This is a genomic window from Leuconostoc sp. BM2 (assembly GCF_002095565.1).
Taxonomy (GTDB): domain Bacteria; phylum Bacillota; class Bacilli; order Lactobacillales; family Lactobacillaceae; genus Leuconostoc; species Leuconostoc falkenbergense.
This window is the reverse complement of sequence record NZ_MOWQ01000018.1, coordinates 20,244-32,960: the sequence shown is the minus strand read 5'-3', so window position 1 is coordinate 32,960 and position 12,717 is coordinate 20,244. Positions and strand designations below refer to the sequence as shown.

Here is a 12,717-nt window from a genome sequence, read left to right as displayed (position 1 = left end):
CGCGCAATGGCACGAACAGAATAATTCAATTCGAGTAAAGTTTGAATGACAGTGCGTTCTTGAGATGATAAACTAGTCATGAGTCGCAGTTCCTTTATGGTTGTTTTAGACAATTACCATTAAAGGCGCTGCGGCTTTTTTATTCAAGTGTTCGGTTTAATTTTACAATCTACCATATCGAAATTGATTCGATATCTTTTTTGTTAGATTTTAATTTTAGGAGCTTGTAAAGGCTGATAAGCAGACTAACAATTTTTTCAAATTCAGCAAGCATTGCTGGTGTAGCCAATAAAAAATGAGTGAGACCAAGCGTTTCGCTTAATTCCACTCATTATTATCTTAATTATGCCGCCGGTGGGAGTCGAACCCACACGGTGTTGCCACCACTGGATTTTGAGTCCAGCGCGTCTGCCAATTCCGCCACAGCGGCATACGCTATGTGGTTGTCTGATTTCAAACAACTACACTAGAATACCAAGATATCACTATCCTGTCAACCCTTTTTATTTTTTTCTCTTTCTTCAGCCAAAAATTCTTCGTGCGTTTCTTGTTTAAGAACGTGCGAAACGTGATTCAGGGCGTTGTCTAAAAGCGTCAAAACGTGAGAATCGCTCAAGCAATATAGAATTTCACGCCCTTGACGTTGGGTTTGCACTAATTGTGCTTCACGCAAGAGTTTCAACTGATGAGAAACAGCTGATTGTTCCATATCCAAGATTGCAATGATTTCTGAGACGCTATAAGCGCGTTCACGCAAAAGCTCTAAAATCGTTAATCGCTGGCGATTACCCAATAATTTAAAAATTGTTTCAAGTTCAATAATGACATCTTTTTTCATAACCTTATTATAACAGGGTAAATAAATGTTGTAATGTACCAGCTGCGAACATAACATAAATACCAAGCGCAACATAGATAATTAGCTGTACTCTATCACCAAAACGTTCCAACAATTGATAGACAATTGGCATTTGTGTCACTTTATAAGCAAGCAATAAAGCTAACGATAAAATCACAATAAAAATTGCAAAAATTAATGGTAACAAGGTTAAATTAATCGTTGTAAAATATGGCACATACAGCGCAATGTTATCAGCACCACAGGTTGCGATTGTAATTCCTACCATTTTGAGAATTAGTTGTTTTTTACCGGATTGACGTAAATTATCCGCAACTTCAGCTACTTCATCCGAGTCTGAATAATAATTTTTGATACCAATAATAATTGGTAAAATACCCAACAAGCCTAATAGCCATTCTTCAGGCACTTGTTTTAGTCCCAAAGCAATGAATACCGAAATCATCACTAACATCGCATTACCAAGGTAAGCGCCGAAAACGACTGATCGTACTTGTGCTGATTGACGATATTGTCCAAAAATAAATAACAGAATAACGAAATAATCAGTGGTCGTGCCAATATATGATAGTGCTGCCGTCATTAATGTTTGTAACATAGACTCAATTTCCTTTATATGAATTTCTATTCATATAAAGTATAACATGAATTTATTTTCATGTATAGCGTAAAAAATAACTGCCTCATGATATTAACCATTATTTTTGTGAACAGTGTATACCATCCAAAATAACGGCTTGAATCAATTAGCAGTTATGTCATTAACTATCGTGACGTGCAACCATTGATGAAATCTTGGCATGACGTGCAATGTAGGCAGCTTGTGAACCAAGTGATCCCCAGAAACCTTCACGTGAATGTGCACCAACAACAATCAAGTCAGCGCCAACGCGTGGTGCGATGTCTTGTACAAGCACTTCGCCTGCCTTAGCACCATCCGCAAAAATCGTTTCAACATTAGTTGCCCCTTTTGAGACAGCATAGGCACGATATTTTTCTAAATTAGCTTCAAATTCGGCTCGTTTTTCTTTAATAAAATCAAGATGTAACGCATCGATTGTTGACAAATCACCCATTTCCAAAACTGTGGCGATTGTCAACTTCGCCCCATCTTCACTGGCCTGATGAATCGCATTAGCCAAAGCAAAGTAGCCTTGCTGTGATTCGTCAACACCAACTAAGATGTTCTTAAATTGCATTGGTTCGATGTTTAAGTTTAATTCACTCATGTTATCTCTCCTCTTAGGCACCAAATAGTTGACCAATAATTTGAATAACCAATTGAATATTCAAAACTGTTAAGACAGCGAATGTAATCCATCCCAAAACTGTCATCCACATTGGGTTAGCAAATTCTTTACCCATAATCTTCTTCGATGACGTGAATAAAATCAATGGTGCCATAGCAAATGGCAAAGCAATTGACAAGAAGACCTGTGAATAAACTAGCAATTGATCCAGTTTGTCTTCGGCACCACCATAAATTAATGTAAAGGCAACAACTGGAATAAGCGCTAATCCACGCGTTACAACACGACGTAACCACATTGGAATACGCATGTGCAGGAAGCCTTCCATAATAATTTCACCAGTCAATGTTCCAGTAATGGTTGAATTTTGACCTGATGCCAGCAGTGCTACCGCAAACAATGTTGATAAGATAGGCGAAGCAACCGCTCCCGCAATCGTCTTATCACCCAAGGCGTTATACATTGAACCAAAAGTACCCACTTTATCAGCGTGACCAAAGAACAAAGCCGCTCCTAAAATTAAAAGCAATGAATTGATGACAAAAGCCAAAGACAATTGGATATTTGAATCCCATGTCATGAAGCGAACAGCTTCTTTCATTGCAGATTTGTCGTTACGATCAACCTTACGTGTTTGTGAAATTGATGAGTGCAAGTAAAGGTTGTGGGGCATAACCGTAGCACCAATGATACCCAAAGTCAGTGTCAACTTAGAGTCGCCACCACCAATAGGTGAAGCACTACTTAAATCTTGTAATTGTGGCAAATAACCACCAAACAAAGCTGTCAATTCAGGCTTTGATAACACAACGAGGTAAGCAAAGATAACCAAGATTGTGATGATAAGTGTCATAACAATCGCTTCAATCTTTCGGAAACCAAACTTCATTAGCAACAGCAGCAACACAACATCAAATGCTGTTGTCAGAACAGAGGCAATCATTGACCAGCCAAACAACAAGTGTAAGGCAATCGCGCCACCAATAACTTCAGCGATATCTGTGGCCATCAATGCTAACTCTGTCATAATCCAAAGTGCAATACCACCTGGTTTGTTAGTGCGATCACGCGTCGCTTGTGCCAAATCTTCATGTTTGACAATACCCAACTTACCAGCCATATATTGTAACATCATAGCAATCAATGATGAAATCAATACGACTGATAACAAAACATAGCGATACTGCGCACCACCACCAACAGAGGTTACCCAGTTACCAGGATCCATATAACCAACGGCAACAAGAGCACCAGGACCTGAAAAGGCTAATAATTTTCGCCAGAATGAACCATCTTTCGGTGCTTCAATCGAGCTGTTAACATCACTCAAACTCAAAGTGTCATCAGCATTTTGAACTAGATGATGCTTTGAGTTAACGCTTGTAGAATCTTGCATTCTATCTCTCCTTTAGATTTCTCCTCAGAACAAAATAAACGAATTTCGACTTGACATATCGTGAATATTCACTTGTCGGCAAACTTACTGCGTGCCAAACAGATACAACAAGTGCTAAATAAATTTCATAAAGGATTTCATTCAACACCGTAGTTGAAAGCTTATGAAAATTACCTAACTCGACTATTGTCGTTCCAGTACATATTACATATTACACGCTATTCGCAAAACGTCAACAACAAAAAAAAGCGCATTTTAAAAATTCGCCTTTTTGGTGATTAAAATGAAAGAAAATTGTCTCTAAATCAACTTTTGAAAACCCTTTCATTAGATTATTACATTTGCGTAACATTACAATTTTAAATTTGATTGCACGTTTGGTCAAAGCTAGATGTTTCAATTTGAATGGTGACATGACTAATATGGAAGGTTGTTCGAAGAGCGCTGGTAATGTCTTCCAAAATCATCTGTGCATCACCTGTACTAGTGCTGTTCAAGGAAAGATGCACTGTTAACGCAGTTTCTGTGGTTGATAATGGCCATATATGCAAATCGTGAAACTGCGCCACACCGCTATGGTTAGCAATATATTCCGCAACAGCTACCTCATCAATGCCATCTGGCACGCCATTTAGAGCCAAGTTAAACGTTGATTTAACCATTGGCCAAGAGGTCACCGCAATCACTACGCCAATAATCATCGAAACAATCGCATCAATTGCAACCAAACCTGTCCATTGAATGAGCAAGCCAGCCACAACAACGCCCAAAGACACACCTGCATCAGCTAATAAGTGAACGTACGCCGTTTTTTCATTGAGGTCATGTGACTGATGTCCGTGTTCATCAGGTACACCGGAAACTCTAAACAAGAACGCAGTTGAAAAATTAATCACAATACCAACAGCTGCCACAATCATAATTGTGGCACCACTCGCATGACTAACATTAGCAGTAATTAAATCTCTAATGCCCTCATAGAAGATAGTTACCACGGCAAATATTAAGAGTAAAGAGTTAAAAATGCTAGCTAATATTGACATATTATGCCAACCATAAGTATGCTGTTTAGTGGCTTTCAAACCAAAAACAACCACCGCTAACCAAGCAATTATGAGTGCTAACACGTCACTCAAATTGTGAAAAGCATCAGCAAATAGCGCAGTTGAATGAGCAATTTTTGCAAAAACTAATTCTGCCAAAACAAACACAATGTTCAGTGTAATGCCAATAACATAAGGCCTTTGTTTCATTTTTAAAGTTTGATTTGTATGTATCATCTCGTCTCCCTTGAAATATGCTACTCTTATTCTACCACTTAATATGAATAATTGTTCATATATTTCAAGTTCGCTAACAGATTAAGATAATGCCGCGAAAAAGTCACCAGCGTCACCCACAATTTGATCAATGTGATATGGTGTGGCAATATATTCTAAATTAACCGACATCACTGTCGCTTGCGGATTAGCATATTGCAGCAATCCAGCAAATGGATAAACCTGAAAACTCGTCCCCACAATCACAATCAAATCAGCTTCCCGGACCCAAAGTGCTGAACGTTCCACCTCAAAAGGCATTTCCTCATAAAAAGTAATTCTTGGTCGTAAAATGGCACCATCAGCTCTTCTCATGCTCTGCAAATAGTCATGATAATCGGCTTTTTTGCCGTCACGTGGTGCATAAATATCATAGAGAGAACCATGAAAACGAATCAAATTTTCTGGCTTCGAGCCTGCTTTAACATGTAAGTCATCAACATTTTGCGTGATAATTTTAGCTCGGTTAGCTTGTGTCAAAGCAGCTATTTTGTCATGAATAACATTCGGTTTAGCTTCAGGAAAATACATATTATCAATCATAAATTGATATTGTTTTTCCGATTCATTTTGAAAAGCCGTGGCACTCAACAAGTACTCTGGTCGTAAGGCAACACCATCATATATTCCACCTTTAGAACGGTAATCAGGAATGCCCGAGATGGTCGACACGCCCGCTCCTGTCATAAACACGATATGATTAGCGTCGTCAAAGCGCTTTTGAATTTCTGGTGTGACTAACATAATTTAAACTCTTTCAATGTAAGGTAATGCCAATTTTTTAAACAATTCTGAGACTTTCATAGCATATAGTGCTTTGAAAAAAGCTGGTCGATCTGCTTCGTTTTCGGGTGGTGTGATGACAAAACTATTTTGCTCATCCCCCTTATTTAGACCGACATAAGCTGTCTTTTTGGTCTGAAAATCTGTCATTTCTGAATGGAAAATGGTAAACACTTGATTGACTGGTAGTGCCAGTTGGCGTTGAGACAAAACACTTGTTAAAGTGACGTACTCTTTTGCATTTACAGTAGGCTTTCCCCACTTTTTTAACACATCGTCAAGACCGACAAATAGTGTTACCATTTGGTGTCGAATTTGGCGTGATTGCTTCAAATCTGCCCTTAAAATGGGTTCAGCAAGTGTCTGAGCCGCCGTATAAGCTAGCGGATAGTTATTTGCTAGAACAGCTGTAAAATCACTGGCCTCAACTAAATTATCGGCAAATACCAAGGCATCTAATACCATAAGCAAACGCCATAAACTCTCATCATCCAGATCACCATTCTCTGGTGTTAATTCAGATTGAACACCTGCCAAATAAGCATCAGCTGTTTGCTGTGTTAACATTTGCTTGGATGCTAATTCTCGGTAAGTAATCGCGTGGACAACTATGCGATGCATACGCGTTGCAATTTGAATTAATTGCTCATCTAATTTGTCATCATTAAATGTTAATGCAAAAAATACTTGCGGTGTTATCCCATTAAAGGTTAATAGCATCTTCAATAACTCATTAGCTAATAAAAAATCACTCTCAGTTTCTTCTGCAACTTCAATCAATAAACGTTGCCCCAAAACTTCTTGATTAACACGGTCAATGTGCAAAGCACCAGTATTTTCAGTGCCCACTCGGCTCATAACTGTGCCGGGATAAAGCTGATTGACAGCATCTAGTAAAGATTTAACTTTTGGATTCATTTCTTATCTCCATTAATATTTTAGTTGCTAACTCAGTATCAACATGCTTTTCAGCCATCAATCTTGGCACCAAGCGTTTAACTTCTGAAACTTCAGCACCGACTTGCATGGCTAATGCACGGTATTGCATACGCATATGTCCTTGCTGAATGCCACCGCTAACAATTGCCTTGAGGGCAGCTAAGTTTTGTGCTAAACCAACTGAGACAATGACCATACGTAGCTCATCTGCATTGACCTGTCCCAGTATAGCTAAGGCGTTTTGAGCAGCTGGCAGTACAGAAATCGCACCGCCAACTGTTCCCACGCTAATTGGCATAGTCAGTTCGCCGTGCAATTGGTTATCTTTGATGGACCAAGTTGTCAGTGCCTGATATTGTCCGTTACGGCTGGCATAAGCATGCCCACTCGCCTCAACGGCACGCCAATCATTGCCAGTCGCCAAAACCACTGCACTGACACCATTAAAAAGCCCCTTATTTTCTGTTGTCGCGCGATAAGGATCACTTTGCGCAAAATGATTGAGCGCAACAATTTGACGCGCTACGTGTTCGCCACGCACCCGTTCAAATACAATGTCAGCCGTGGCTGTCACTAACTGATGTGTCGCATAGTTAGATAAAATAACCCCCAGTGGATTAAACGATTCAAAAAGTGGTAACTCAGCCTCCAAAATAGTATCGACAATGTTGGCACCCATAGCGTCTTTTGTATCAATAATAAAGTCAACGCTTGTTTCATTTTCAGAGACCTGACGCACAACGACGTCTAAAAGACCACCACCACGTTGATAGATTGATGGTCGTGCTTGTCGCGCAATATCGAATATTTCTAAACGATGAGCTTGTACAAAATCAGCTAAAGATTTTTCAGTTACAAACATCATTTGACCGATCATCGCTGTGCGACCAATCTGAACATCAATGCCAGCAGACAACATTTTTGCGCCATTATTGGCAGCAGCAATCACGCTAGGTTCTTCGGTTGCCATTGGCACTTGATAATGCTGTTGATTAATTAGTAAATCACGTACAACACCCATTGGCACTCGAAAATCACTAATATAGTTTTCAACTAGTTGTGCATTCACCGTACTTTGTTGTTCTGACAAAGCGGTACGGATATCATCATCAATCGCTAACAACGCCAACCGTTCGTCAGGTGTTAATTCATAAAACTTCTTAGTCATGTATTTGTGATAAAGTTTCCGCGATTAAACCTTCGCGAACCCCACTTTCTGAGAAAATAACTTTCGGTGCTTCAATCAAACGCATCAGATTAACGAGTGGTAAAAGCCCGCTAATAATGATGTCGGCGCGTGTTGTTTCAAGGCCAGCCACTTGTTCGCGGTCTGCTCGTGTCATATAACGAATTTCATCAAAGATAGACATCACCAATTCGTAGGACATCTCATAACCGTGAATTTGATTAATTTCTGCTTCGCCAGACCGTGTGCGTGCCATGCGTGCTAATGAACGATTAGCGCCACCCAACAAAATAACAGGCTGTCCTTTTTGTGAAGATAACCAAGGTAAATTTTGATAAGATTGCACAATATACTCACTAGCCACCTCAATGTTGCTCTGAATCACATCATTGGCTAACATGAATTGCTCGGATAAATTCACCGCACCAAATGGCAAACTGACCGCAGCCATATTTTTTGCGTGGTTAATGGCAATGAGTTCAACTGATGCACCACCGGTGTCTAAAATTACCCCCGCATCAACTTTTAGCGTTGCTTGAACACCTAAATAGTCGTAATAAGCTTCTTGATCGCCTGTTAGGACTTGAAATGTGATGCCAGTGGCTGCTTTCACACGTTTCAAAAATTCTGATTGATTTTGGGCTGTTCTCACAGCAGCCGTTGTGATAGCACGTACTTCAGGTTCAAACCTCGCATAGCGCGTCTGAAAATAGCGCAATGCACCAATGGTTCTCGCCATTGGTTCTTCTTGCAAAATCAACTCCGCACCCATATTTTGCGCAATGCGAGTGTCCTGCTTTTCCCGAACAATCTCGGTATAAGTGCCATCTTTATGTAATTCTTCGACCACCATTCGAGCAGAGTTGCTGCCTAGGTCAACGATTGCTAAATAGCTCATAGTGTTATCCTAATTTTGATTTTAATAATTTAATTGTAACACATCTCATCATAGCAACCGATAACAAGGATAACTTCTTAAAATAGTAATAATATATTAATAAAATCACGATTATTTATTAATTGGTTAGTCCATGTTAAACTGGTTATTATGAAAATACTTTTGATTGCGCTAGGCGCGTTGAGTTTTGCAATCGGTACAGTTGCGATTTGGATTCCGGGTATCCCAACGGCCGGATTTTACGTTCTGACTGCTATTTTATGGTCTAAATCTTCCAAACGACTCGACACGTGGCTACAAAATAATAAATATTACAAACAATACGTTCATCAGGGCGTTTTTCAACGACAGCTACCGTTAAAAGCTCGTATCATCATCTATTTAGTGACGGCTGGCATGATAGCAATTCCATTTTTCAAAACTGATTTAGTGTGGCTAAAAATCGTCTTACCACTCACTTCGTTAACGCAAATCGTTTCTATGGAAAGCTATTATCGTGGCTATCTTTGGCGTGATGGCATTCCATTTATGAAAAACAACAACAAATAACGTGCAATGACAAAAAAAGGTAGCAACAGTAAATTACTGTTGCTACCTTTTAACTTTATTTACTGTGGATCAAGCGTTTCATTAATCATGTTCAAGTTATACTCGGCAATATAGGAATACACAGCTGGCACAGATCCACCAAACTGGGTTCCCGTATTTTTAGCTTTCAAATCTAATGACTTGCGCAAAAGGGTTGTAACACGTTGCTTTTCTGTTTCAGTGACCATTTGATAACTGACACCATTATACATATCACCAACACCTTGTATATGTTCTGACGTTTGTTTTTTAGTAGCAGACATATATTTTAGTGCTACCGTGGTAAGATTATTAAACTTCATATCCGTCTGAACATTTTTAGAGATAGAACTCATAAATTTAGCGTTGAGCAATGTTTTTGCACTGGCTGATTTTTTAAGTAGCGCCTTTAAGACTAGTCGTTGGCGCAATTGACGACCATAATCCCCTTGTGGATCATCATAGCGCATCCGAGAAAATGACAAGGCTGCATAGCCATTCATTGTTGTGTAAGTTTTAAAGTTCTTCCCATCAGACGCATATTCAAACTTTTCTTTGCCCTTATAGAACTTATACACGTCTGGTTTGTCGTTGTCTGGTTGATAAGTGAATGTCAATGGTGACTCTACTTCAACACCACCAACCTGATTAATCAACTTCTCCAAACCACCCATATTAACTAAAGCATAAAAATCAATCGGTACATTCAAATAATTTTGTAACGTCAGTATGGTTGAACTCACACCGCCAATTGGAAATGCCGCATTTAGCTTTTGTGGAAAAGTATTCTCGTGACCTACAATTGCTACCATAATATCTCGTGGAATGGACATCATTGTGGTTGTTTTAGTTTTTGGATTAACTGTGATAAGCATCATTGAATCGGTCAAACCTGTACGGTCACGATCCAATGCACCCGTATCTGTTCCTAAAACTAAAATTGAAAATGGTTCCCCTTTTTTCAAAACTTGTTGAACGTCACGTGCTTTTGTAACCTTTGCACTACGGTACATTTTGTCAACAGATGTTTTCACATTGCTCAAAACCATTGACATCATGACACCACCAACAATTGCCAACAATAGTAATATTGCAACAATCCATCGCCATTTTTTACGACGCTTTCGTGGCCGTGGTGGTCGTGGTGGCTGTCCATTTGGTAATGGTGCTGATTGTCGGCGTGCCGCACGACTCATATTGTTTTCCATAACTTGTACCCCTAATGCGTTCTAAAAATTCATTATACCATTATTTGCACATCATCGTTTTGATTTGCCGATTGTCTTAAAATATGTTGAAGATTTATAGTATTGATCGCATCAAAAAAAGCTAGTGAATCAATCATTCACTAGCTAATTCGTTATGTGATGTTATTGTCCTAAAAGTGAATTAATCAGCAGCTAAAGCATCAATTGTATTCAACTTGGCAGCCTTGCGCGATGGCACAAAACTAGCAATCAAGGCAATAATGAGTGAGATAACTACTGCGAAGATAACATTGCCAACAGAAACCTGCACAATATTAAACTTAATCAAACTATAAAGCGCAGCGTTCATTGCAAACTGGGCTAAGTAAGCCACCGCAATACCAAATATTGCTGAAATAATACCCATCAATAGTGCTTCATTCGTAAATAGTCCACGAATATCTTTTGAACGTGCACCCAAGGCACGTAATACACCAATTTCTTTGGTTCGTTCTGAAACTGACATATACGTTGTCACGATAATCATAATGGCTGAGACAAACAGTGAGATACCAGCAATTGCAGCTAATACGTATGACGCCAAGCTAGTAATCGTGTTAATTGTCTTCAATACAGATCCGACTGAAATAGCAGCCACAGCCTGTTTACCATTTTCTTTCAAATTATTGACTGCATCAACAGTTGATTGAATTTCTCGTGTATCTTTGATGGAGAGTGTCAAGAAGTTGGCAGTTGTCACAGCATTTGCCTTTGTTAAATCCTTTTTGACACCGGCTGTTGTTGCAGCAAAGATTGTACCACTTTGACCACCATCAGTAATACCAACAATTTTCATCGTTGATGTCACTGGTACTGGTTGGTTTTGGGCGTTATAAGCAACATATGTGTATGTGATATTTTTATTGAGCAATGACTTCCAATTAGTATTAGATTTCTTAGCAAAAGCCTTGTCGATCACAATTTCATTACTTGCCTTTGGCTTACGACCAGCTTTAATGACCTTATCTGCATAGATTGGCGTCCATGTCTGAATTTGCGTGCCTGCCTGTGATTGTACGTTACCATACTTGAAGACAGCACCATTAAAATGATAACCCTTATAAACTTTATCAACATGTTTCACCTGATTGATTTTCTTAATAAGTTTATCTGAGATGGTGGTAGAGTTGTAGTCTGTTGCTGCAGCTTGAGTTGTTGCTTGCGCACGTTCAGTGGCAGTAGCATCCTTACTGTCCGTCGTATTTTTTAAGACAGTTGGGTAATTAGGGTTAGCTAATGAGTTCACTTGATCATTAATATAACCCTTAATACCATTTCCTAATCCCAAGAACAGAATAACTGAAAAAACACCAATTGCTGATCCTAAAATAATCAAGAAGTTTTGTAGCTTTTTGAATTTCAAATGATCAAATGCCATGTCCCAAACTGAGCCTTGAGACAATGGTTTAGAGGTAAGACGATCAGTTGTAGCAGGTGTTTCAAAACGTGGTTTAAGATTCTTTTCTTCATCTATTTTACCATCAGCCATGTGTAAAATACGTGTGCCGTAATCTGCAACTGCTTGAGAATGTGTGACAACAATGACTAATTTGCCTTCTTGCGCAATTTGTTCAAGTAAGTCCAATACTTCTTTTGTATTCACAGAATCCAAAGCACCAGTTGGTTCATCAGCAATCATCACGTCAGGATCAGCAGCCAACGCACGAGCAATTGCAACACGTTGCTTTTGTCCACCTGAAAGTTGAGAAGGATATTTATGAATATGCTCTGCCAAGCCAACTTTTTTTAGTAATTCCGTAGCACGCTGCTTACGTTGCGAAGCCGACAAAGTTGTCATATTTAATGATGTTTCAACGTTTTCCAAATTAGTTTGATAGTTAATCAAATTGAAGCTTTGAAAAATATAACCAATTGTTTGGCGACGGTAAACATCAAGCTTCTTTTCTTGTTTGTGATCTAACTTCTCACCGTTAACTTCAACCGTTCCTTCGAAATTTCGGTCTAAGCCACCAATGATGTTCATTAAGGTTGATTTTCCAGCACCGGATTCTCCTAAAATTGAGACAAATTCACCTTTTTCAAATGACAAATCAATGCCTTTTAAAACAGGAAATTCATCTTTTCCGAGAAAATAAGATTTGTGGATATCAGTTAGTTTTAAAAATGCCATGCCTGATTTCTCTTTTCTATAATGTGTGTTTAGTTTATCATAAGTATTCCATGATGTAAATTATTCTTTGTTACACAGTAGTCCACATACTAGTAAACAAATCCTGTCTTTACTAATCAATATTCACTCATGTCCTTATTCT

13 protein-coding genes and 1 tRNA gene are annotated in these 12,717 nt (G+C 38.9%); 1 reads left to right on the top strand and 13 read right to left on the bottom strand.

The window, feature by feature from the left end; all coding sequences use genetic code 11:
• From BMG01_RS10950 to BMG01_RS06190, 11 genes are all read right to left on the bottom strand, one after another.
• On the bottom strand, positions 1–80 hold an 80-nt coding region (locus BMG01_RS10950; protein WP_143471347.1), incomplete at its 3' end, for a helix-turn-helix domain-containing protein.
• Positions 81–346: 266 nt separating this feature from the next.
• Positions 347–430 (bottom strand) — tRNA-Leu (locus BMG01_RS06235).
• 63 nt (positions 431–493) lie between these two features.
• Positions 494–838: a helix-turn-helix transcriptional regulator gene (locus BMG01_RS06230; protein ID WP_004915687.1), complete on the bottom strand. Its 345-nt coding sequence runs from the start codon at positions 836–838 to the stop codon at positions 494–496.
• A 7-nt stretch (positions 839–845) separates the two neighbouring features.
• Positions 846–1,457 carry a cadmium resistance transporter gene (locus BMG01_RS06225; RefSeq protein WP_004915685.1) on the bottom strand — a complete coding sequence of 204 codons (612 nt, stop codon included), beginning with the start codon at positions 1,455–1,457 and terminating at the stop codon, positions 846–848.
• Between the two features lie 163 nt (positions 1,458–1,620).
• A complete protein-coding gene (locus BMG01_RS06220) occupies positions 1,621–2,088 on the bottom strand; it encodes a universal stress protein (protein ID WP_004915682.1) in 468 nt (155 codons plus the stop codon).
• A 13-nt stretch (positions 2,089–2,101) separates the two neighbouring features.
• Positions 2,102–3,505, bottom strand: coding sequence for an Nramp family divalent metal transporter (locus tag BMG01_RS06215; protein WP_036067806.1), 1,404 nt, complete (start codon positions 3,503–3,505; stop codon positions 2,102–2,104).
• A gap of 359 nt (positions 3,506–3,864) precedes the next feature.
• Positions 3,865–4,785, bottom strand: a complete 921-nt coding sequence (locus tag BMG01_RS06210) for a cation diffusion facilitator family transporter (protein ID WP_004915677.1) — start codon at positions 4,783–4,785, stop codon at positions 3,865–3,867.
• Positions 4,786–4,866: 81 nt separating this feature from the next.
• Positions 4,867–5,568 carry an NAD-dependent protein deacylase gene (locus tag BMG01_RS06205; protein WP_004915676.1) on the bottom strand — a complete coding sequence of 234 codons (702 nt, stop codon included), beginning with the start codon at positions 5,566–5,568 and terminating at the stop codon, positions 4,867–4,869.
• Positions 5,569–5,571: 3 nt separating this feature from the next.
• A complete protein-coding gene (locus tag BMG01_RS06200) occupies positions 5,572–6,525 on the bottom strand; it encodes a hypothetical protein (protein ID WP_004915674.1) in 954 nt (317 codons plus the stop codon).
• Complete coding sequence (locus tag BMG01_RS06195; protein WP_004915669.1) at positions 6,509–7,714, bottom strand: hydroxymethylglutaryl-CoA reductase, degradative; 1,206 nt, start codon at positions 7,712–7,714, stop codon at positions 6,509–6,511. The genes BMG01_RS06200 and BMG01_RS06195 overlap by 17 nt, the downstream gene beginning before the upstream one ends.
• The gene (locus tag BMG01_RS06190; RefSeq protein WP_004915667.1) at positions 7,707–8,630 is read right to left on the bottom strand and encodes an exopolyphosphatase; all 924 of its coding nucleotides are present in this window, start codon (positions 8,628–8,630) and stop codon (positions 7,707–7,709) included. Before BMG01_RS06190 ends, BMG01_RS06195 begins: the two co-directional genes overlap by 8 nt.
• 150 nt (positions 8,631–8,780) lie before the next feature.
• Between BMG01_RS06190 and BMG01_RS06185 the strand changes: the two genes are divergently transcribed.
• The gene (locus BMG01_RS06185; RefSeq protein WP_004915666.1) at positions 8,781–9,179 is read left to right on the top strand and encodes a YbaN family protein; all 399 of its coding nucleotides are present in this window, start codon (positions 8,781–8,783) and stop codon (positions 9,177–9,179) included.
• A gap of 59 nt (positions 9,180–9,238) precedes the next feature.
• On the opposite strand, the gene BMG01_RS06180 is transcribed toward BMG01_RS06185, so the two are convergent.
• Both BMG01_RS06180 and BMG01_RS06175 read right to left on the bottom strand, forming a co-directional pair.
• A complete protein-coding gene (locus BMG01_RS06180) occupies positions 9,239–10,405 on the bottom strand; it encodes an LCP family protein (protein ID WP_004915665.1) in 1,167 nt (388 codons plus the stop codon).
• 181 nt (positions 10,406–10,586) lie between these two features.
• Complete coding sequence (locus BMG01_RS06175) at positions 10,587–12,575, bottom strand: ABC transporter ATP-binding protein/permease (RefSeq protein WP_036067809.1); 1,989 nt, start codon at positions 12,573–12,575, stop codon at positions 10,587–10,589.
• Positions 12,576–12,717: the final 142 nt, after the last annotated feature.